At 49.6% G+C, this 23,897-nt stretch carries 14 protein-coding genes; 8 read left to right on the top strand and 6 right to left on the bottom strand.

What is annotated here, in order from left to right:
* The 3 genes from QU605_RS11435 to QU605_RS11425 all read left to right on the top strand — a co-directional run bounded on the left by QU605_RS11435 (position 1) and on the right by QU605_RS11425 (position 2,477).
* Entirely contained in the window at positions 1-399 is a 399-nt protein-coding gene (locus QU605_RS11435) for a c-type cytochrome (RefSeq protein ID WP_289725447.1), read from the top strand.
* 64 nt (positions 400-463) lie between these two features.
* Complete coding sequence (locus QU605_RS11430) at positions 464-1,687, top strand: glutamyl-tRNA reductase (protein WP_289725446.1); 1,224 nt, start codon at positions 464-466, stop codon at positions 1,685-1,687.
* Positions 1,688-1,706: 19 nt separating this feature from the next.
* Positions 1,707-2,477, top strand: coding sequence for a hypothetical protein (locus QU605_RS11425; RefSeq protein ID WP_289725445.1), 771 nt, complete (start codon positions 1,707-1,709; stop codon positions 2,475-2,477).
* Between the two features lie 87 nt (positions 2,478-2,564).
* On the opposite strand, the gene QU605_RS11420 is transcribed toward QU605_RS11425, so the two are convergent.
* Entirely contained in the window at positions 2,565-11,087 is an 8,523-nt protein-coding gene (locus tag QU605_RS11420; protein ID WP_289725444.1) for a T9SS type B sorting domain-containing protein, read from the bottom strand.
* 161 nt (positions 11,088-11,248) lie between these two features.
* Here QU605_RS11420 and QU605_RS11415 point away from each other — a divergent pair, with 161 nt between their 5' ends.
* On the top strand, positions 11,249-12,370 hold the full coding sequence (locus QU605_RS11415) for a PQQ-dependent sugar dehydrogenase (protein ID WP_289725443.1): 1,122 nt from the start codon (positions 11,249-11,251) through the stop codon (positions 12,368-12,370).
* A gap of 32 nt (positions 12,371-12,402) precedes the next feature.
* On the opposite strand, the gene QU605_RS11410 is transcribed toward QU605_RS11415, so the two are convergent.
* Together QU605_RS11410 and QU605_RS11405 are read right to left on the bottom strand one after the other, a co-directional pair.
* Positions 12,403-13,218 (bottom strand): N-acetylmuramic acid 6-phosphate etherase, encoded by an 816-nt coding sequence (locus QU605_RS11410; protein ID WP_289725442.1) that lies wholly within the window; start codon positions 13,216-13,218, stop codon positions 12,403-12,405.
* Between the two features lie 2 nt (positions 13,219-13,220).
* Complete coding sequence (locus QU605_RS11405; RefSeq protein WP_289725441.1) at positions 13,221-13,970, bottom strand: DeoR/GlpR family DNA-binding transcription regulator; 750 nt, start codon at positions 13,968-13,970, stop codon at positions 13,221-13,223.
* A 165-nt stretch (positions 13,971-14,135) separates the two neighbouring features.
* On the opposite strand from QU605_RS11405, the gene nagB reads away from it, so the two are divergent.
* The 4 genes from nagB (at position 14,136) to QU605_RS11385 (ending at position 20,144) form a co-directional block, all read left to right on the top strand.
* Positions 14,136-16,076 (top strand): glucosamine-6-phosphate deaminase, encoded by a 1,941-nt coding sequence (nagB, locus tag QU605_RS11400; protein ID WP_289725440.1) that lies wholly within the window; start codon positions 14,136-14,138, stop codon positions 16,074-16,076.
* Between the two features lie 142 nt (positions 16,077-16,218).
* A complete protein-coding gene (locus tag QU605_RS11395) occupies positions 16,219-17,487 on the top strand; it encodes an MFS transporter (RefSeq protein ID WP_289725439.1) in 1,269 nt (422 codons plus the stop codon).
* The gene (locus tag QU605_RS11390; protein WP_289725438.1) at positions 17,480-19,072 is read left to right on the top strand and encodes a glycoside hydrolase family 3 protein; all 1,593 of its coding nucleotides are present in this window, start codon (positions 17,480-17,482) and stop codon (positions 19,070-19,072) included. The genes QU605_RS11395 and QU605_RS11390 overlap by 8 nt, the downstream gene beginning before the upstream one ends.
* Entirely contained in the window at positions 19,062-20,144 is a 1,083-nt protein-coding gene (locus QU605_RS11385; protein WP_289725437.1) for an anhydro-N-acetylmuramic acid kinase, read from the top strand. The genes QU605_RS11390 and QU605_RS11385 overlap by 11 nt, the downstream gene beginning before the upstream one ends.
* A 217-nt stretch (positions 20,145-20,361) precedes the next feature.
* Here the strand turns inward: QU605_RS11385 and QU605_RS11380 are convergent, their stop codons facing one another.
* Genes QU605_RS11380 through QU605_RS11370 form a run of 3 tightly spaced genes read right to left on the bottom strand, consistent with a single transcriptional unit; the run spans position 20,362 to position 23,846 of the window.
* Complete coding sequence (locus QU605_RS11380; RefSeq protein WP_289725436.1) at positions 20,362-21,903, bottom strand: acyl-CoA carboxylase subunit beta; 1,542 nt, start codon at positions 21,901-21,903, stop codon at positions 20,362-20,364.
* 2 nt (positions 21,904-21,905) lie between these two features.
* Positions 21,906-23,348: an acetyl-CoA carboxylase biotin carboxylase subunit gene (gene accC / locus QU605_RS11375; protein ID WP_289725435.1), complete on the bottom strand. Its 1,443-nt coding sequence runs from the start codon at positions 23,346-23,348 to the stop codon at positions 21,906-21,908.
* A gap of 12 nt (positions 23,349-23,360) precedes the next feature.
* Positions 23,361-23,846 (bottom strand): acyl-CoA carboxylase biotin carboxyl carrier protein subunit, encoded by a 486-nt coding sequence (locus tag QU605_RS11370; RefSeq protein ID WP_289725434.1) that lies wholly within the window; start codon positions 23,844-23,846, stop codon positions 23,361-23,363.
* Positions 23,847-23,897 lie beyond the last annotated feature (51 nt).

The following is a 23,897-nucleotide window of genomic DNA, read 5'->3' as shown; positions in this document are numbered from 1 at the left end:
ATGAAAACAATTAAAATCCTTTTACCCCTTGCCTTTCTCGCTCTGGCGTTTTACGCCTTTACGACCCCTCCTCAGGATGAATGGGTGGTTCCCGAGAAGTATGTAAACATGAAAAACCCCACAGATCCGACTGCGGATTTGAACATAGGTAAAGCCCTTTACTCCAAACACTGCCAGTCCTGCCACGGAAAAGAAGGGTACGGAGACGGTAAGAAAGCCGCAGGTCTCAAAGGGGATTTAGGGGATTTCTCCTCCGCAGAATATCAGGCACAGACCGACGGGGAGTTGTTCTACAAAACCTCTTTTGGCTTTGGTGATATGCCGGAGTACACCAAGAAAATGCCGGACGATGAAGACCGCTGGCTGATTGTAAATTATATGAGAACCCTGAAGGAATAAACCGCAGGTTCAGCAGCGTTAAGCGGATAAAACTGATTTTTGATCAAAACCCGTTCCAGCCATTATGGAGTCGAGATTAAGATACCTTAGCATTTCACACCACACAGCCCCGGTAGCCCGAAGGGAGCGATTTCACCTGTCCGATACACAGAAGCAAAAAGTAGCCCATGGGCTGCAATCGGCTTTTCCGGACCTTCGTTCCCTATTGTTGCTCGTTACCTGTAACCGTACGGAATGCTATTTTGAATCTAAGCAGACCGCCGCAGCCGAGGTTCGGGACTACCTTTTGCAGCTTATCGTCGGTTCGGTTGAGGCTTCCGATCAGTCGGATTTCAGGCTCAGCGATCGCACCAAAGATACCGTCCTGCATTTGCTCAGGGTTTCGGCAGGTTTGGAATCCTCTGTACTGGGAGACTCTGAAATTATTCACCAAATCAGGAAAGCCTATCATTTCTCGCTTGAAAATAATTTGCAGGGATCCCATTTGGAACGCAGCATGCAAACGCTTTTCAGAACACACAAACGGGTGAGTAATGAAACCGGGTTCAGGGATGGTACTACCTCCACGGCCTACAAGGCATTAAAGCTAATTGGAGACACCTTTGGAAGTGAGGCAAGTCAGAAAAAAATCCTCTTTGTGGGTGCTGGCGATATCGTAAGGCAACTTTTTAAATACAACAGTAAATTCGGGTATCGGAATATTTTTGTCACAAACCGGACCATGGCGCGCGCGGAAAGGCTGGCCAGGCTAAACAAAATATCCGCCTGGCCGTGGGAAAAACTCCTGAAAAATGACCTCGGTGAATTCGATGTGATCATTTCAGCGGTCAGTCATGCCTCCGGATTAATCCATAAGGGAATAGGTGTCGATAAACCGGTCCTGCTCGTCGATCTGGCGGTTCCCGGAAATTTCAGCCCTGCCCTGGCAACAAACCCTGCAGTTGAGATGCACAATCTGGATTCCATCGCTTCCCAGTTAAAATCCAACCGCATGGCGCGTAATGCTGCGGCTGAAAACGTTGAGGAAATCATACATCAGGAATGGTCTGCCTTCAATGAATGGCAGGAAATGCAGCCTTTCAGAAGCCTGATGGCCGAACGGAAAAAGCAGGTATTCAAGACCCTGAAGCGCATTGGGGTTGCAGAAGGCCATGGTTGGTCCAAAGGCGAAATCTCAGTCTTGTCCAATCGCATTATGCGGAAAATCCTCAAAAAACCGGAGACGCTTCAAAACTCCAAAAACCTGGAAAAACTGATTGCCCAATACGCGTCAGTCCCGGCACTCTAAACTTTAACCCTATATAAGCATGCAAATTTTTAACAACAGGTATATCCTGTTCTTTTTTGGTATCACCCTTACACTATCTGTGATCTCCTGTAAACAAGGTCCGAATGCAGGAGATACGATTCCCCTTAAGACCGAGCCCAGTATGGAAGATGTTCATAAGGATGTCATTATGGACCTGCGAAAAATTACGATTGCTGAAGCGGTACCCACGAGTAAATACCTTTATCTCAAAGTGACGGAGGACGGTCGGGAATACTGGATGGCAACTTCTCAAACAGCGGTTAATTCAGGTGAGGTTTATTATTACAACGAAGCCCTCATCCGAACTGACTTTGAAAGTAAGGAGATGCAGCGGGTTTTTGACACCATATATCTGGTAACCCGAATTGTACCGGAAGCACAGGTCGATAAACTCAAGTCCCAGGAAACTAAGGCAACCCCTCAGGCGGATGCCTCGACTCCTGATGATCCCGATTCCCCTGCAGAGATGATGCAGGGTAATGCCTCCCCCGTACAGATTTCAGAAATATTTGACAACCCCGAGGCCTTCGAAGGCCGAAAAGTTGAGATCTCCGGAACCTGTACCAAGGTTAATGAGGGGATTCTCAGTCGTAACTGGATACATCTAAAGGATGGAAGCGCAGATGATAAAGACCTTGTGGTAACCTCTTCTGCCTCAGTTAAGCCAGGTGATCGGGTGAAGCTGCAGGCCTTTGTACGCCTCGACAAAGATTTCGGCGCCGGCTACCGGTATGCGATTATCCTGGAAGACGGTATCCTGGTAGAATAAATACCCGGATGACTTAAAGTGCGTTCATGCGGAAACTAAAAAAGCCTGTACACGTTTGTACAGGCTTTTTTACTCGTAAATCCGACCCTATCTGAATAGGGTAAAGTGGCCAACATATTGTTGCTTTTCGTTGTCATTGGCATTAACCACATACCAGTAGTCTCCGGAGGGGAGCTCTTTACTGTCATAGGTTCCATCCCAATTGGTTACCTGGTCAAGGGTTGCCACTACCCTGCCGTAACGGTCGTATATGATCACTTCGATATTCGGGAAGAACTCCCGGTTAAGGGGTGCCCAGACATCATTCATGCCGTCGCCGTCAGGGGTGAAAAAATTGGGGAAGTCCACCATTCCGGTAAAATCAAATGGGAAATCGATACTGATTTCACATCCTTCCCGGTCCCTTACCCTGATATTGACCATTGCGTCGAAATTCAGGTAGAACACGTTGGTACTGCCAAGAGACTCACCCTGGAAGAAGTACTCATAACCTCCATATCCCCCACTGGCTGTTGCAGTGATCTCATTCGGCCCGGTCTGCATGGCGTCCAGCGTAAGCGGCTCATAAGCCTCTATAGTGAACTCGATAAAATTAGTACATCCGTTTTCATGGTAGATATATACGATATGGTCTCCTGCAGGTAAATCACCCCAGGTTCTGGTCAAATCCGCCATTGCCGTAATTGCGTCTGTAGGATCCACAGGATCAAGGGCAAAAAGCACTTGATCGAGGACACTGTCATCCTGCATTTCGATACGCGTGGTACTGAAGGGGAAAATTCCATCACACCCATAATCGACTACTGCTTCTGCCCCCAGCTCCACGCCAATATCTATAGGGAGGATCACATTGGTCAGACAGCCGTTGGCGTCCCGAATAAATACTACATAGGACTCTCCGCCCTGCAGATTGTCGAAAAAGAGATTGTCATTCCGCACAAAATCGGCGTCATCTGCGGAATTCAAACTTGTTTCATAGTACCGGATACCTGCCGGTGTCGTAAATGGTGTTCCTCCGGAAACTGTTAGTTGGGCAGTACCATCGGCAAACCCGATACATGTTTCAGGTGTTGTCGTAAAATCTGCATCCAAAGGCTCCGGTTCAATTATACGAACCGTGGTAATTTCAGAACAACCCTGCTCATCCTGAATCAGGATGTCGTATTCCCTTCCGGGGAAAGGTGCCCCTTCCAGGTCTGTAAAGGTATAGGCTCCCGGAGTAGCGGCATCTGTAAAGAATTCGTTGAAATTTGGTTCAATCGCAAACTGTACAAGTCCCTGTCCACCGCCAGTTACTTCAACCGTTGCGGTACCATCAGTCTCACCGGCACAACTTATTTGTGTAGTGGATATGCTGTAGGTGATCGGATCGGGCCGGGCTATGGAGAGGGGTCCTTCCACATCCGCACACGTACTTCCGCTAATTACAGCAACGTAATAATCGGTTCCTTCGGACAAACCTTCAAAAGTACCATCTGGTTGGGGGCCCCGAACGACAACCGCACCCGGATTCGGGCTAAACGGATCTCCCGGGTCTCCTCTGTAAAGGAAAAAACTATTATTACCCACACCACCTCCTGCGAAGGATTCAATACGTCCATCGAGTTCGGTCGCACAGGAAATATCGTCCGGCAGGTTCACTACCAGATCCAGATCCTGGGCATCGATTAAGGTAAGCCCGTTGGAGGTCACAACATCACAGGCATTGGTCGCATTTACTTTCCGAACTTCGAATTGATAGAAACCTGGCAGTCCCTGAATCAATACGGAGTTTACACCTGCTCCCATTGAAATAAAGGGATCCGTCGGAGGTACTCCCACGGGGCGGTACTCATAGTTGAAACCAACCTCAGGATTGGTCACCGTAAGGCGCATTTCTCCAAAACCACCACATCCGGGAGCCTGTACCTGAAGTAAGGTAGGGACAATGGCCGGTGGGGGATCCACGTAATACGGTGTTGTAACACCCAGACAATCAAAGCTTGACGATACTTCGATAGCGTACCAGCCAGCACTTAAATATCCAAAGCCATTAGCACCGATAAATGTCGGCGAACTCTGCAGACCACTTCGGGAGAGCTCATCGTTGATGTCGTTGCTTCCCAGGTAAATCAGCTGATAGATAAACCCAGCTCCCGTAACACCTCCGGAAGCTCCCGCGACAGCGGTAGTTTCATCTCCTGTGGCCGGATCGAAGGCCTCGAGAACGGCATTATTTCCTCCGGGACATATCAGGCCCTGCGGCTCGCGTATACCCACCAAAATCGGTGGAACCGGATCCAGGGTAATATCCGTAAACTCTGTACATCCCTCAATGTCCTCTACCTCTACCCTGTAATTCCCGCTAGAGAGATTCTCGAAACGCGACTGAGCGGATAAGGGGACAACCTCTACATAGGTTCCGGTGCCATTATCTCTCAATAACCGGAATTGATAGGGACTCGTATCCCAACCTCCGGAGGAGGCGGCATTAATTATACCTGTATTGTCCGTACAACTTACGTTGCCTTCGGAACTGGCAATGGGTACTAAGGGTCCGTTCGGAGCCCTTACAGTGGCCAGATTACTTATGCCTGGGCAACCTGGTGCCGAAATTGTAGAGATCTCCACAACATAGTTCCCTCCTGAAAGGCCGGTAATTCGGGCCGGATCACCGCTGGCATCCGGGAAGTTGGCGGTGTCAAAGCTTCCACTGGCAGCTGCAGGGAGTATGCGATTTCCACTTGTGTCTATAAGGAAGGCGTCATAGTTGTACACCCCACTGTAATCCGAAACCTCAATGAAGAGTGCACCATCATCGCCGGGTACGGCACAACGGACCGGATTCGCTTCTCTGATCACCACATCCGGATAGAGCGGATCGGAAACCTGATGAAGGGGCAGCGGATAGCTACATCCCTCGATATTATCAGTTACCTGTAAAAGATAGCCCCCGGCTGCAGGGAGATCAACCAATACAAAGGAATTTCCAGGGGTATTCGTAACAGGGGTTACGGCCGCAGGTCCATTGACCAGGGATACTGTAAAGTCAGTGGTACCAGCCACATCAATACGGACTTGTTCGGGATCCGTACAGGTCAGGACATCCATGACGCTCAGGGATGGAATTACATTTGAAGGCGGATTAATCACAGGCAGGGTTACCTGATCCTGGCATCCATTTCCGTCAATGGCATAAACAGTAATGGTCTGGGGAGCGCCATTGTCGATAATTTCAAAGGTATTTGCGCTCTGATAATTCTCAAAACCAGTGATACTGTACTGATAACCTCCGGAAGCCGTTCCCGGATCTACCACAGATACCGTTATGATTGTGGAACTGAACTGGTTGGCACCGGGTACACAACTAAAAGGCGGAGCCGAAGCGCTAATCGAAAAGACGGGGGGCTCCACGATATCGATATTGTCCTGTCTGACCTCACAACCGCGGTTAGACACTACGGTGACATCATAAACCCCGGGGGGCAGATTGCTAAACGAACCCGCTCCGTTCTGATCGACAACTGTTGCCGTACCGTTTACAAACAAGGTGTATACCAGGGGACTATCCAAATCCGTCCCGGGTTGCAGGATGACCTCAATGCTCCCATCGTCAGCCCCGTTACACGAAATATCGGTATCGAGTATCGTGGCAATTACAGGTTCATTGGCAGCAGGCATCGTAATATCATCCACAAGGAAGGTACAATTCCCAGTGAGGTCGATAACCAGGTTATCTGTGACGAGTACCTCATAATCACCGGGTGCGTAGCCTGTAAAGACCCCTGTAGTATTGTCGGCGATATAGGCGCCGCTGCCATCACGAAGTTCAAATGTAAAATCACCACTACCGCCATTGGTCGAGATTGTAATGACCCCATCGGTATTATTACAGGAAGGGTCTGTTGTGAAATCCCCGGAGGCATTAAGAAATTCATAGACCGTAGCCGTTCCCTGACTGGCACAACCACTGGCATCTACCACATCCACGATATAATCTCCCGGCGATCCCACCGTATAGGTATATTCCCAAAACCCACCATTGAGCACAGGGAATTGTTCATCCCCATTTAATGAGAACCGGGGCGTATCTACCGTGCCAGGCATTTGTACCAGGATGTCAAAGGTCGTAGCTGTTATATCACAGCCGTTTTCTACCAGGAAGGTGGGTGGTACCAGGTCCGGGTTTAGGCCAATAATTGTTTGAATGGCAAAGGAGGCACAATTGGCGACATCTCTGACGTAAATATCATAGGTGCCCGCAGGGGCGACGAAGGTCGTCTCGAGGGTCCAATCGCCGGGTGTAGGGCTCACTCCAGCATCCATATAGGCAAACACATAGGGGCCACCAGAGCCACCTGTACCCTGTACCGTCAATTGACCGAAGGCATTACAATTAGCCGGTGAGGACGCCACTATATCGAATGCCGGTAAATTCTGATCCACGGTTACTGCAGCAGCATCTGTACAATTATTGGTCAGGTCGGTCGCAATGATCTGATAATTCCCGGCCGGGGTCTCATAGGTATTGGAATATATAGGGGAAACATTGGTCGGGTTCTCAATCGTGATCCGGGTACCGTTATCCGTATTGAGAAGTTCAATCAATAAATCACTGCTCGCGGCAAAGCCGTCAATGTTATAGACGATTTGTCCATTTCTACTCAGGTCACAGAAGTCCGGAGTCGAGGTGGCCGTAATGTCCAAGGGTGTAGGGCCGGCAACGGGAGCTATTTCATCCAGGTATACACATCCCGTTCCCTGGTCGGTCACCTCAACTTCATAGGCAACTCCAAACTGCAATCCTGTAAAAGTATGCCGTCTCGGGGGGCTGTTCGGTGTAACCGGAGGATTGGGATCTATGGCCAGACGGATCAGGAAGGGCCCTGTACCTCCCACAATTTCCACGGTATTGGTAAACCCGGAGGGGTCACAGACCGGGGCAAGGACCGGATCTGGTACGACATCCAGTGTCGTTTGGTCGATGGTCACCAGGTCTTCGTCACGACACCCATTCGCATCCAGGGTGACGATGCGATACGTATCCGGAGCCAGGTTCGAAAAAGATTCCGAGGTACTGGAGGTTGGGCCAATGCGGCTGATTTCTGTACCGAATTGATCCTGCAGGATATAGGTGAAATCCGGAGTGCCATCAGAAACGGATGTAATATCGATACTTCCCTCAAGAACACCTGTAAGGCAAACCGCGGTAACGGGGTTTACAGTAGCATCTGGAGGAAGCGTTGGGTCATTTGGAATCGTAACAGTTGCAGGAGCCGTTTCACAACCGATGGCATCCCTAACCGCATAGGTATAGGTTTGGCCGGCATTCAGGTTTGAAAATACGGTCTGACTCCCAAAGGCACCACCTTCAAAACTGACCAGAAAAGGCGGGATCCCGCTGGTAGCATCGGGGACTACGGTAAGAATCCCATTATTGGTTTGACCACAACTGGCTGGAATTACACTCGCAGAAGCCGGGTCAAGCGGAATTGGCGGATTGAGCGTAACCGGTACGGATTCCGAGATACATCCCTGGTTATCCGTTACCCGGAATACATAATCCCCAGGCGTATTGGTATCGAAGAGGAAAGAGTTGGATGTAAGTGGAATCGGCGGACCGAAGGTCGATCCGTTATCCGCACTTATTTCATACTGTTTGGCTCCCGCCCCGGTAGTGTACCCACCGGAAACTTGTACGCGAAGACTACCATCTGCGCCACCACAGGGGATTTCCGTTTCAATGGAACCTGTGACACGCAATTGCGGATTAACAGTCACATTTATCTCATCTTCACAATTGTTGCTGTCGACGACCTGAATTCGATAGTTCCCGGGACTGAGTCCAGAAAATACCGGGCTTACCTGCAGGGCACCTCCGTTGATACGGTATCTGTGACTCCCGACAGGCGCTGATCCTGCCGTAGAGGTAACCGCCAGTGTCGCCCCGATTCCCGGAACAAAACAGAAATCTGAGGATGGCCCATCCAGCGCGATATTCGGGGAGGAAACCGGTGTAAGGTCAAATGAAAAGGAGTCCGTACACCCTTCCGAATCCGTAACCGTAAGAATATAGGTTCCGGACTGCGTTAGGTTTCCAAAAGTACGACCACTTTTGGGTCCCCGGGTTGAACCGTTTGGTTGTTCAAGGCTATAGCGGTACGAGCCCCAACCACCTGAGGCTATGGAAGTCACCCGCCCCCTGTTCCCGTTGCTACAGGTCATCGCGGTAACATTCCCACTTAAGGTGAGCGGACTTGACGGCTCCTCTATTTGCAGGGAGCTTGAATCCGTACACCCCGTATCGGCATCGGTCACTACAATGGTATATGTACCTGCCCCCGAGGGTGGCAGGGTAACCTGTGGGGTATTCTGAACAGGGCTCGTAGGGCCTCCGTTAATCGAATAGGTAAACCCATTGAGAAAACCGTCCACGATAAATGTACCCGACCCATCTGTAGCCCCCGTACAAACCCTTAAATCACCACCGGAACTTAAACGAACTCCGATGGAATTCAGCAGGGCAGGGGTAAAACTCTCTTCGTAAAAACACCCGTTGGCATCTGTTATACGGAAGGTATATGCCGTATTTACACTAAGCCCGGGGAATGTATCACTTGCCCCGTTGTCAAGAGTGATCGGACTGACAATCTCATATTGGACAATTGCGGCATTACTGGTTCCGGTCAATTGCACATCAGAAGTTCCTGCGGCACAATTGATGATCCCCTGGGCAAAGTCAATGTCCGTTGGTGGATCGGCATCCAGGATATCTATAGCGGTCAACTGCAGGCGACAGCCCCCGGTATCCCGAATTATGGGCGTATACGTCCCCGGTGCGAGGTTCGAGTAGGTCAACTGGGTGCTGAAGTTCACTCCATCGATACTGAATTCGTACCCGCTTCCGGAACCGCCACTAAAGGGTCCCTGAAATTCTATGATCCCCCCGTCTGTTCCTCCACTTGCGTTACAGACGCGATCCTGGAGTTTCACTGCATTTCCCGTAATGGCTCCAACATTGGTTAGCGTAAGGGAAGTAGGAAGGGTATAAATACAGCTAAAACTTCCTGATTCATACCGTACCTGAATGGAATTGTAGGTCCCGTCCCCTACGGTCAGAACAGGATTTGCAGACCAGGGGTCGACTGGCTGGGCTCGAAATGAAAGATCGTAGCCCTTGGCATCCAGAACGTTAATATCGATCCGCGCTCCGTTATTACAATCGCCATCCGTTCCCGAGGCGGTAACGTCGGGGGGAGAGAGCTCCTGTACAGAAGCAGAGGCCGTAATTAAACAGCCATTGGCATCGGTTATCGTAAATTGGTAGGATCCGGCCGTGGTAACATTATATGTGGTTTGGCCTACATATGTTCCACCAGAATTACCGCCATCGCTAACGGTAAACGTATAGGGAGGAACCCCCCCGGAGGTTCTGACAATGATATCGGCATCGTTCGCACCACAGGCAGGATCGGTACTCAGGCTTTCATTTACCTCTGTTGAGGCCGCCAGGGCAACAAGGCCATCCCCGATTATTATCGGGTTCCCATTGACATCCAGGGATTCCTGAGGTGGCAGAATACCCAGGGTAGGATCCCCTGCACATTGCTGGGTTTCGACCTGAACACTGTATGTTCCCTGTCCTACTGCTGCAAAGGTATATGGGTTATTGGGGATGAAAGTGGTAAATTCCTGAGGAACGCCATTCTGGTCCAGCAACGTATACCGGTAGGGGCCAGGAACGTTATTTACATTCACTGTAATCGTACCCGTATCCCCAAAACAAGTTGCATCTGTAAAGGTCACATCCAGGTCGATAATACGATCTTCGATTACTATCGGCTCGTAAGGGTACTCACAGGTATTGGCCGTATTTCTCAGGCGTGTTTTAACAAGGTAAGTACCAGGGGTAAGGCCATCAAAAATGGCGGAATTTTGCCAGGGACCAAAACCAGATCCATTATCGATGCTGTATTCATAAGCACTGGAGAGGTTAGTCAACTGGATACGTCCGGGCACACCACAGATAAAATCCCTTTTAATATAGGTTTGCGTGATGCTGCTCTTTTTGACTTTAAAGTAGTAATATGTGCCGCCATTCGCGCGTACACGGAACTCCGCTCCCGTAGTTGGCGGTATTGTTCCCGCTGAAACTGTATATGAAGCAGAGGTCCCGACGGTTTGCCATGAGGAATTACATTCATTTCCTATAATTGGGGGACAGTCATCATTAACATCAAAAGTACAGCTCCCGCTGGGTACGAGTTGCTGCCATTCATAAGAACTGAATGATCCGCTCAGGCTAATCAAGCGATCATCAAAATCCCCGCACAGGTTGAATCGGGCAATTGTGAAGCCGTTATCCGAACAGGTCACCTGTTCGTCAGCGTTCAAAATAATCGTGGAAAACATCGGGGCGGCTTCTGCCGCTGCAACATCAGCTTTTGTCGGAGAAACAATCGAAATTGCGTCAGCGGTCGTATCGGATTGCGTTTCAGCCTTGTCAGAAAGGCTTTCTACGGCCTCTACCAAATGGTACAGCGGACTGTATTCGAAAGCCGAAGCACTAACAAAAGATATTCCCACTACAAGCAGGGCATACCAAAGGTGCCTGGTTTTTTTCGGGAGCATAGACTAAGTAGGCTTCAGAGAGCACAGCAGGGATTCGGGAGTCCTTCTGTACTCTGGTTGTAATTATTTACGCTTATAATTTCTCTTTATCTTTGGGGCTTAACCCTGTTTGCCACCTTATCACATATTTTGGAAAAATGGTACTACATCAACGAAATGGTATGAAAAATAGTATTGTCAGCCTGTGGTTTTTCGCTGTAATGATCTGCATGTCATGTGCGCAAAACGATCAAAACAGTGCAGAAAACCCTTCCCAGGAAGTGTTTTCTGCAGAGTTGTTTGTCGATGACCTCCAAATACCGTGGGGGATGGTGTTCCTGCCGGATGGCAGCCTCTTGATTTCGGAGAAATCCGGGTCGCTGATTTGCTTCCGGGATGGAAAAAAAATTGAGATTCAGGGGGTACCGGAAGTCTATGTCCGGGGCCAGGGAGGCCTTTTAGATCTGGAACTTCATCCCAACTTTGCACAAAATGGATGGATTTACCTGAGTTATGCCTCTGAGGAAGGTCCGGAGAAAGGCGGGCATACTGCCATTGCAAGGGCACGTCTTAGCGGAGATCAACTAATCGATTTGCAAGTACTTTACAAAGGAAGCCCAAATACCACCCAGGGCCAGCACTTCGGTTCCAGAATTGAATTCGACGCGGAAGGCTACCTCTACTTTACCATCGGGGAGCGGGGTGCACGCGATACCAACCCTCAGGATTTATCCCGTGACGGCGGAAAAGTCTATCGCCTGCACGATGATGGTACAGTACCTTCCGACAACCCATTCGTCAATACCCCGGATGCTATTCAAGCCATCTATACCTATGGCAACCGCAATCCCCAGGGTATGATTCAACATCCTGAGACGGGCGAAATATGGATTCACGAGCACGGGCCACGAGGCGGAGATGAAATCAATATCGTCTCGGCAGGGGAGAATTACGGCTGGCCCCTGGTTACTTATGGCATTAACTACAGTGGCACACCTATTACAGATAAAACCGAAATGGAGGGTATTATAGCCCCTATCCACTATTGGGTTCCTTCCATAGCCCCCAGCGGGATGTGCTTTGTTACCTCGGATCGGTATCCGGGATGGAAGGGAAGTCTGCTGGTGGGGTCCCTTTCCTTTCAATACCTGGAGCGTCTGGAAATGAAGGGAGAACAGGTGCTGAGGCGCGAGAAACTCATGGAAGATATCGGTCGGGTTCGCAACGTAAGACAAGGTCCGGATGGATTGATCTACGTGGCCGTGGAAGGCAAGGGAATTTATCGTCTGAACCCCAAGTCCTGATGCTTTAAGGGGGATGCGTGTTTAAATCCCCTTCAGCTGTTGTAGGCCTCGAGCGCTTTTTGGACTGAGCCATATCTGGCCAGTGCCTCACCGGCCTTTTCATAAGAAAGGCCCAGGTGCTCTACCAGATACCGGGTTCCCCGATCGATGAGTTTATTATTACTCAATTGCATATGAACCATTTTGTTTCCGCGAACCCTGCCGATTCGGATCATCAGGGCCGTGGTAATCATGTTAAGGGCGAGTTTCTGGGAGGTACCGCTTTTCATTCGCGTGCTTCCGGTAACAAACTCGGGCCCCACCCGGATTTCTATAGGAATTTCCGCAGTCAAAGCCAGGGGTGAGCCGGGGTTATTGGTAATCCCTGCGGTCAGGAGTCCTGCTTCCCTGGCCATTTGTATTCCCCCCACAACATAGGGCGTGGTCCCGGAAGCGGCAATTCCCACAAGGGTATCCATTTCATTGATTTCATGGGTTATCAGGTCTTTCCAGGCCTGTTCCGGGTCATCTTCGGCATGCTCAACCGCCTTGCGAATGGCCCGATCCCCTCCCGCGATGAGTCCGATTACCCGGTCGTGGGGCATCCCATAAGTAGGAGGGATTTCTGAGGCGTCGAGTATCCCGAGCCGTCCACTGGTACCGGCCCCAATATAGAACAGGCGCCCCCCGCTCAGAAAACGGGGCTCCATTGCCTCCACCAGTGCACCGATAGCCGGAAGTGTTTCCCGAACGGCCAGGGCAACTTTCTGGTCTTCCTGATTGATGCGGTCGAGCAACTCGGGAACTTCCAGCTGCTCTAAATTATCGTGTAAGGAAGGCTGTTCTGTAATCTTTATAAAATCGGACATTTTTAGAGAATGTGAATTTGATGTTTTCGAAATGAGTTTAGTCGGCTGGAATCTGGATTCAATTCGGTGACCATTGTGTTGATCGAACTGATGTCACAGGTTCGGTATCTATGCTGGGAATTCAATTTTTCTGCAATACACAACAGAACTACTTTGCGGGAGGAGGCAATGACCGCCTTTTTGACCTGTACGACATCCCAGTCAAATTCGGTCAGGCCGTGAAGGGCATCTACATACCCTGTCCCGATAAACCCGTAATCGACCCTGATATCCGCCAGTGCATTGATGGCTGTTACGCCAGTAGTGATCTGGGCCTCCCTGGAGACTTCTCCCCCGATCAGGATCACGCGTACCCCGGGCTTGGTCTGCAGCAATAAGGCTACAGGAAGGCTAATGGTAAAACAGGTGAGTTGCATTTCCTCGGGAAGCAGCCGTGCCAGTTCCTGGCAAGTGGTCCCGCCATCCATAAAGATTACACTGCCATTCTTTAGAATACTTATGGCTTTACTGGCAATCGCAATTTTCTCCTCAATGGCATAGGTATTCGTGTTGGCGGCGGCGGGAGAAATAAATCCCAGGGATACAGCTCCCCCATGAACTTTCCTGAGCTTTTGAATGGCATCGAGTTCTTTAACATCGCGCCGGACGGTATCCACAGAAACCTCAAGCTTCTCGGCCAGATCGGTGAGAAGCACCCGGTTGTGTACTTCGACTTCTCTGAGAATTATTCGCTGTCGTTCTTCCTTTAACATCAGATTGTTTGTCCAAAGATACGAATTTCGATTTTTTGCAAGTATTAATTCTATAAAAACATTTTTATGGCTTTTATTGCAATTTATTGCAGTTTTTATTGCATTTTATTGCAGGTTTAAAAACTTAAATGTAATTTTGCCTACGAATTCAAGACCTAAATTCTCATGCCTGATCTAACCCCTGCCACCTCTTCCTATCCCATCCCCAGCGATGAAGAGGCCGTTAAATTTGAAAAAATACGCTCGAGTATCCACGAGAATTCAGAATCCGCTTCGCATTATGTAGCCTGCGAAATCGCCGAATTGATACGCAGCAGGCAAAAGGAAGGAAAAAATGTAGTACTCGGGCTGGCTACCGGATCCACCCCAACGAAACTATATGACTATCTGGTCCGATTCCATAAGGAAGAGGGTCTGAGTTTTAAAAATGTGATCACTTTCAACCTGGATGAATACTACCCGATGGAGCCGGATTCGATCCACAGCTATGTGCGCTTCATGAAAGAACACCTTTTTGACCATATCGATATCCCGGCGAAGAACATCCATATACCCGACGGAACGCTCGAGAAAGAAGACGTGAGAGCCTTCTGCCTGGACTATGAAAAGAAAATACAGCAAGCCGGAGGCCTTGATATTCAGATTCTCGGTATCGGACGCACCGGGCATATCGGTTTTAATGAGCCGGGATCTTCCCTTGGCAGCATCACCCGAATGGTTCGTTTGGATCGGGTCACCCGCCTGGATGCGGCAAGCGATTTTTTTGGCCTGGACAACGTGCCGACAAAAGCAATTACCATGGGGGTAGGCACCATCCTGTCTGCAAAGCGGATTATCATGATGGCCTGGGGAGAAGGCAAGTCAGACATTATTCACAAAGCTGTTGAGGGAAAGCAACGTGAGTCTATCCCTGCCACTTTCCTCCAGAATCACCCAAATTGTGAAGTGATAACCGACCGGCCTGCGGCCTCTGCCCTGACCAGAATCGCGACACCGTGGCTGGTCAGTGAGTGTGACTGGGATGATATCCTGATCAAAAGAGCTGCTATATGGCTCTCCCAAACGCTCGGGAAAGCCATCTTGAAGTTGACCAATGAGGATTATAATGAGTACGGCATGGGGAATCTTATCGCTGAAATTGGCTCCGCAGAACACATCAACCTGCAGGTCTTTAACAACCTGCAACGAACCATTTCGGGCTGGCCGGGTGGTAAACCCAATGCGGATGACAGCAACAGACCTGAACGTCGGGATCCCTTCCCCAAACGAAGCCTGATTTTCAGTCCGCATCCCGATGATGATGTCATTTCCATGGGCGGCACCCTGCTGCGACTAGTAGATCAGGGGCACCAGGTGCACGTCGCATACCAAACTTCCGGAAACATTGCAGTTTTTGATGACGAGGTAATTCGTTTCCTTGATTTTGCCACGGATATTCAGGAGGGAAACCAGGAACTGCATGACCAGTTCAAAGAGGTACGCACTTTTTTAAGTCAAAAGAAACCCGGGGAAGTGGACAGTGCCGAAATTCAGAATTTTAAGGCGCTGATTCGGAAAGGAGAAGCCCTTTCTGCCTGCAGGTATTGCGGGGTTCCTGAAGCGAACGCCTATTTTATGAATCTCCCTTTTTATGAAACAGGCACTGTGAAGAAAAAACCCCATTCTGAAGCGGATATCATCCAAACATACGAACTGCTTCAATCCATCAGGCCACACCAGATTTTTGCCGCCGGTGACCTGTCCGATCCACACGGCACCCACAGGGTGTGCCTTCAGATTATTTTTCAGGCCCTGGAGCGACTCAAAAAAGAAGAGGCCTCCTGGCTGAAAGACTGTTATGTCTGGCTCTACCGGGGCGCATGGCAGGAATGGGATATCGCCGATATGGAAATGGCTGTTCCCATTGGCCCAAAAGACATGGAACGTAAAAAGAATGCGATTTTCAAACATCAATCCCAAAAAGACAGCGCCATGTTCCCGGGGCATGACCAACGTGAATTCTGGCAACGCGCGGAACAGCGAAACCGGGAAACGGCGCGAAGATATGACGCCCTTGGCCTGGCAGAATACGAAGCCCTGGAAGGTTTTGTGCGATACCCCTTATAAGGTGCAAAGCGGCTTTCCGGCCCAATACAAAAACCGATAGCAGGTTTATGGAGTCCTGTGAATAATGGTATTATTTGGAAAGGCAGAAGGTTGACTGCAGGTTTCAATCCTATTTTTTTACTTTTAAGGCAAACTTCACGGCATGACCCCGAAAGATGCGCGGGCCTGGTGGTGGGTACCCAGTCTGTATTTCACCCAGGGCCTTCCTTATATACTTGTAGTTACCGTTTCGGTAATCATGTATAAACAACTGGGCCTGGGCAATGCCGAAATCGGCCTATACACAAGTTGGCTCTACCTCCCCTGGGTCCTTAAACCCCTTTGGAGTCCATTTGTGGACCTGACAGGTACCAAACGCCGCTGGTTTCTCTGGATGCAATTACTCATATCGGTCGCCTTATTCGGGGTTGGAGTCAGCCTGCCCACCAATGCATTCCTGGTCACTACCCTGGCCTGTTTCTGGATGGTGGCTTTTGCCTCCGCTACAAACGATATTGCTTCCGACGGATATTACATGATCGCCTTAAGTGAGAAAAAACAATCTTTTTTCGTCGGGCTTCGGAGTACATTTTATCGCCTTGCCATGATTACAGGTCAGGGCCTAATCGTGATTTTAGCGGGGTATTTGGAACAGCGATTGGGAGATCCGGCGCGAGCCTGGTCGATCACCATGATATTCACGTCCTTTCTCATGGTACTTCTGACCGTAGCGAACTTTTTTGCCACACCGGTTTATGAAGTAAAATCAAAACAGGCAACAGGTGAGGGATTTGTTACTGTTCTAAGGGGCTTCTTCCAAAAGCCCGGTATCGGCTGGGCAATTGCCTTTATACTGACCTACAGACTCGGTGAGTCCCAACTTGTCAAAATGGCGGCCCCTTTCCTCCTGGATACCCCGGGGGCAGGAGGGTTGGAATATTCCACTGAAGCCGTAGGTACGATTTACGGTACCCTTGGCGTAATCTTTCTTTCAATTGGAGGCATTCTCGGTGGTATCCTGATCTCGAGGGATGGCTTGAAAAAGTGGATGCTCCCCATGATACTGGCATTAAACCTTCCCAACCTGCTCTATGCCATACTCGCGTGGACGGGCACAGACAATCTCTGGGCTGTCAGCGGCACGGTGATCCTAGAACAGTTCGGATATGGTTTTGGATTTGCCGCTTTTCTCGTCTACCTGATTTATATCGCCAAAGGCCCCTATAAGACAGCGCATTATGCTTTAGCTACTGGTTTTATGGCCCTGGGAATGATGCTTCCGGGAATGGTCAGTGGCTATATTCAGGAATCTTTGGGCTATCCCGGTTTTTTCGTTTGGGTAGTGGTCGCCGCCTTTCCTTCGCTAATCCTCCTGAAATATGTGAGGTATCCTGAAGATTTTGGTAAAAAAATCGCCGAGAAAGATGTGTAAGGTCCCTGCATACGAAGAAGTTAAAATCCAGTTTACGAATCGGGAAAAGGCCGCACAGCTCTTTATGCCAGCGGCCTTTATCAATGATTCAGAATCGGAAGTCCGGGCTCTGGAATCGCTGATTCAAACCCATCAGGTGGGTGGCCTGTGCTTTTTTCATAGCAGGGCGAGTGCAGCGACAAACTTCGAAGGCCAGCGTGAAATCCCCTATAATGAAAATAGCCTGGAGCGGCTTAAACAACTTATCTCGCGTTATCAGAAGTCTGCCAGGCACCCGCTGCTGATTGCCATCGATGCAGAATGGGGTTTGGCCATGCGGGTGGAACACGGATCGCGTTACCCTTTCGCGATAACCCTGGGAGCCCTGAAGCCTGCTTCGGAACCTCTCTTGTATGAAATGGGACTTTCAATGGCAAGGGATTGCAGGGATATTGGAATTCACCTGAACCTCACTCCTGTAGTTGATGTCAATACGAATATTGACAATCCTGTAATCGGGTTCAGGGCTTTCGGAAGCATCCCTGAAGATGTCGGCCGAAAAGCAGCAACCTTGCATAAGGGTCTGGCGGAAGGTGGTATCCTCAGCTGTGCCAAACATTTCCCGGGCCATGGAGATACGGATATGGATTCGCACCTGAACCTTCCGGTCCTTCAAAAAAACCTTTCACAATTGAAAGGTGAAGAACTGATCCCGTTCCGTGAATTGATAAAAGCCGGGGTCCCCGTAGTGATGACAGGACATTTATCACTCCCCCACCTGGATCCCACCGGCCTGCCTGCAAGCCTGTCGGAACCGATTATTGCGTTACTCCGCAATATGGGATTTGAAGGGACTGTTATAACCGATGCGATGAATATGCATGCGCTCCTCGGTTTCGAAACCAGGGCAGAACGGTTGAATTTAAGGGCCCTGCAGGCAGGTAATGACCTTTTGTGTTATGCCGATCGCATACCTGAAAGTATAGACCTTATTTTAAAGGAAGTTTCAGAATCGCGTCTGGAGGAATCCTTCCAAAGGGTGTGGAGGCTAAAGGAAGAGGCATTCAGGAAGCACGGTACATCCCTCCAACCGAAAAACAGTATCAATTCCCTGAACCGCGAGCTTGCCCGGAACTGCATTTGCGAAGTCAATATGGCCAAAGGTTTGCTTTCTCAATTCAGAAGAGATGGCTTTTCAATACTATCTGTGGGTACGGCACCAGAGTTATTTATCAATTCAGTGCGCACCACCCTGGATTTTGATCATTATCCATGTCCTTCGGGCCTGGATATTCAAAATCAAATCCCGACCAAGACCCGGAATATTCTGTTAACGCTCAATCCCCCGAGCATGAAGCCCAGGGACCTGTTTGGCCTTCCGGAATCCCTGGTTGCACAATTGGTGGCATTATCCTCAGATCGTCAAGTCCTTTTGTATCTGTTTGGAAATCCGTACTTGATACCAAAATTACCCTTAAACCATTTTAAGGGAATCGTTTGTGCCTTCCAGGACCTGCCGGCCTTTCAGGAAATGGCCGGGGCACATTTTACAGGTGGACTCAAAGCCACTGGTATACTTCCCGTAAAACTACAGTATGGCACATAAGAATTCCTTCAGAGTATTGGGTATGATGTCAGGTACTTCCCTCGATGGACTGGACCTGGCCCTTTGTGATTTTGAACGAAAAGGAGACTTTTGGTCCTATAGGCTCATCCGGGCAGGTTATCAGAATTACAGCCCTGAATTGAGGACAGAACTGGCGACAGCAATCTCCCTGGGCGCCCCCGAATTAATGGAATTGGATGCCAGATACGGGGCTTGGCTGGGAAAACAGGCTATAGACTTCCTGGACACCGAGGCGGCTTCCCTTGACGCTATAGCCTCTCATGGACATACGGTTCACCACAGGCCCCATATGGGCTTTACTTTTCAGCTTGGATCGCCCCAAAATATCGCCCTGTCCAGCGGGCTGCCTGCGATTGGCGATTTTCGTTCAGGCGATATTGCATTGGGAGGGCAGGGAGCCCCTTTGGTTCCCATTGGGGATCGCCTTTTATTTGGAAAGTATGCGTATTGTCTGAATCTGGGGGGAATTGCCAATATTTCCTTTGAAAGGGGCGGAGAACGGGTTGCCTTTGATATCGGGATTGCGAACATGCTTTTAAACCATCTCGTCAAACCGCTGGATTTACATTATGACGCTGAGGGTTCTCTGGCGCGAAGTGGTCAGATTAACGTAGGGTACCTCCAGGCCCTGGATGCCCTGCCGTATTACAAAAAGCCCTACCCGAAATCCACAGGATACGAGTGGTTCGAGGAAACCATCATTCCGTTGACCAGGAATTTCCCGGACAAACCCGAAAACCTGCTACGCACCGCGGTTCAGCATATTGCCAATCAGATTGCGATCCAGATCCACAAGGTGGGCAAAGGGGCCCCTGGGGAGGTTTTGGTAACCGGGGGGGGTGCCTTGAATGTATTTTTGATTGAACTTCTTCGGGACCAATTGGACCCGAATTTTCAGGTGGTCATCCCGGATAGGGAACTGATTGATTATAAAGAGGCCATCGTATTTGGCTTCCTGGGTGCCCTGCGGCTATGCAATCAGCACAATGTGCTGGCTTCGGTAACCGGTGCCAGCCGCAATTCCTGTTCCGGAATACTGTGTTTGCCCTGATCTGGGATGCACCGCGACCTTCACAGGAAGTTTCAAAGTCCATTTTGGGTTACCTGCATTGGTTTCCCGCTGGTTACAATCCCGGATTATTCGGCCGCTTTTATGAGTGTTTACAGTGCGTTCCGATTTGATTTTGCAGGTTGAAAGAATATCTTATTTACGGGTGGGTGGGGGTTCCCATGAACCCCGATCGAAACCTGCCGCCTCCCGCCATTTGCTAGAGGGGTATATTCCCGTGTTTACGCCTGGGCTGAGCTACTTCCTTGTTTTGAAGGGAAGCAAAACCCTTTATCAATTTTCTCCGCGTCTCATTGGGAACAATAACCTCATCGATAAAACCCCTTTTGGCCGCACGGTACGGATTTGCAAATTTTGCCGCATAAGCTGCCTCCTTCTCGGCTAACTCCCTTTCTGGATCGGCTGCCTCCTTGATTTCTTTTCGGAATATTATCTCACTTGCTCCTTTTGCGCCCATAACGGCAATTTCAGCCCCGGGCCAGGCGTAATTCAAATCAGCACCGATATGTTTGGAATTCATCACATCGTAGGCACCGCCATAGGCTTTACGGGTAATCACCGTAATTCTGGGTACGGTTGCTTCGCTCAGGGCATATAATAGCTTGGCCCCATGCATGATGATTCCAGACCACTCCTGATCCGTTCCCGGCAGAAACCCGGGCACATCCACCAAAATGAGCAAAGGGATATTAAAGCTATCACAAAAGCGTGTGAATCGGGCTGCCTTTCGCGAGCTGTTGCTGTCGAGCACCCCGGCCAGGAACATCGGCTGATTGGCCACGATTCCGATACTTTTTCCTGCGAGGCGCGCAAAACCAGTGATGATGTTTTCAGCGTAATCTTTGTGAATTTCAAAAAATGAATCCGAATCAATGATTCCCCCGATCACCTCATGCATATCATAAGGCTTATTGGGGTTTTCAGGCACAATTCCCCCGAGTTCCTCGCGCCACTCGGTGTCCAGTTCATAGGGGAGATCCGGAGCTTTTTCACGGTTGTTCTGGGGAAGGTACGAAAGCAGTGTTCTAAGGTCTTCCAGGCACACCACGTCGTTTGAGGCAGTCCGGTGCGCAACTCCCGATTTTACAGCGTGTGTTGTGGCTCCTCCCAGTTCTTCTGAGCTCACCGTTTCATTGGTCACCGTTTTGACGACATTGGGCCCGGTAACAAACATATAGCTCGTTTCCTCCACCATAAGAATGAAGTCGGTCATCGCGGGTGAATAAACAGCCCCCCCGGCGCATGGCCCCATAATGGCAGATAATTGGGGTACGACTCCCGAGGCCTGTACATTGCGATAAAAAATATCGGCATACCCTCCCAGGGATCGCACACCTTCCTGAATTCGGGCGCCACCGGAATCATTCAACCCAATTACAGGGGCGCCCACGCGCACGGCCAGGTCCATTACTTTACAAATTTTCTCTGCGTGCGTTTCTGATAGGGAACCTCCAAACACCGTAAAATCCTGGGCGTAGACATAGACCAACCTGTTGTGAATTGTACCATATCCCGTAATTACACCGTCCCCGTAAAATTGTTGATCTTCCATTCCAAAGTCCGTAGTCCGGTGGGTGACCAGGGCTCCCATCTCCTCAAAGGAACCCTCATCAAGGAGGTACATAACCCGTTCCCGGGCCGTCAGTTTTTTCTGTGCGTGTTGCCTTTCAATCCGCTTGACCCCGCCACCAAGGTGGGCTTCCTTTAATCGGTTCTGAAGTTCCTCTAGTTTCTTATCCATAATTATGTAGTGGGGGTCCGTAATTGTTTTTGTTGTTCTAAATAATGCTTTAAAGCAACAGCCGCTGCCACTCCGGCCTCCTGTTCATCGATAGCTTTGAGCATCTCAGGCGCGTAGTGATCTTTAACAAAATGCGTATTGAACATCCCGCTTCTAAAAGACTGGTGCCTGCAAACAAATGCACCGAAAGGCAGGGTCGTTTGTACACCCTCCACCTGGTATTGTGATATTGCCTCGAGCATAAGCTGAATGGCTTCCATGCGGTCCGCCCCATAGGTGATCAGTTTGGATAGCATGGGATCGTAATAAATTGGGACCTGCATCCCCTCTTCAAAACCATTGTCTACCCGAATTCCTTTTCCTTCCGGAAGTTTGTAGCGTTCCAGGGTTCCTACCGATGGCAAAAAATCATTTCGCGGATCTTCGGCATAAACCCTTAATTCTATGGCGTGTCCCTGGATATGAAGGTCATCCTGCTTCAGGGGGAGAACTTCCCCCCTGGCCACACGAATCTGAAGGGCAACCAGGTCGTGCCCGGTAATCAACTCGGTTACCGGGTGCTCCACCTGGAGTCGGGTATTCATCTCCAGAAAATAGAAATTATGTGCATCGTCAATCAAGAATTCCACCGTGCCGGCCCCAACATAACCGCAGGATCTGGCAACATCAACTGCCGCCTGGCCCATGCGATCCCGAAGTTCAGGTGTGAGTACGGCTGAAGGAGCTTCCTCAACGACTTTCTGATGGCGTCGCTGTATACTGCATTCCCGTTCAAAAAAGTGAAGGATATTGCCGTGTGTATCCGCCATTACCTGTATTTCGATATGACGGGGGGAACTGATATATTTCTCGATAAAAACCGAACCATCCCCAAAGGCTGAGGCTGCTTCACTCATGGCCCTTTGAATCTGAGATTTGAGCTCCTTTTCAGCCTCAACAATGCGCATCCCCTTACCTCCCCCTCCGGCAGCTGCCTTAATGAGTATCGGAAACCCGATTTCTTTGGCCACCTCAAGGGCCTCCTCCAAATCCGTTACCGGATGGTCCGTTCCGGGGACCATTGGAATATCGTAGGCCTTTACGGCTTCCTTGGCCGCCAGTTTATCGCCCATGGTGTGAATGGCCTCTGGTCCGGGTCCGATAAAAATCAGGCCATTCTCCGATACCGTTTTCGCAAATTCAGCATTTTCACTTAAAAACCCGTATCCGGGATGGATTCCATCAACACCCATCGATTTGGCGACTTCCACAATATGTGCTCCCCTGAGGTATGATTTATTAGAAGGGGCTTCTCCAATGCAGACCGCCTGATCGGCAAACCGAACATGGGGGGCATCCCTGTCGGCTTCTGAGTAAACCGCCACTGTTTGAATGCCCATTTTACGCGCCGTCCTCATCACCCGGATTGCGATTTCACCCCGGTTGGCTATCAGTATTTTATCCATTTGCCGTGTATTTTATTCAAATTCTAAAAGAAGGCTTTTCTTGTCTACAGCAGCTCCCTTCTCGACCGCAACTTTCGCAATCTTACCATCCCGGGGGGAGAGAATTACATTTTCCATTTTCATCGCCTCCAAGACCAATAAGGGGTCTCCTTCCCTGACCTCGTCGCCCTGAGAAACCTGAATATCGAGTATCAAACCGGGCATGGGAGCCTCAATATGTGAAACGTTCTTAGAAGTTCCCAGTTCAAAGCCCATAGTGGAGATCAACTGGTCAAGGGGATTCGAAATCGATATTGTGTAAGGTTTCCCATTTACGGACACCTTGTAGGATTTTGAATCAAAATCTTCCTCGAGGATCTGTACCTCAAAAGAATGGGAATTGTGAATTACATGAAACGTATTGGAGGAAAGGCGGGCCTGATCATAAGTCTCCAGGGATTCCGAATCCATATGAAAAGACCATTCCCCGTTAACTTTAATTTCAAAAGGGTTTGCCATAGGGCCGTTTTTTGCTTTGGTATAAAAATACGTGATAGGAACTGAATCTAT

The organism is Robiginitalea aurantiaca (assembly GCF_030380815.1).
In the GTDB taxonomy this organism is placed as follows: domain Bacteria; phylum Bacteroidota; class Bacteroidia; order Flavobacteriales; family Flavobacteriaceae; genus Robiginitalea; species Robiginitalea aurantiaca.
Note: the sequence above shows the minus strand (reverse complement) of the source record. Positions and strands in the feature narration are given on the sequence as shown.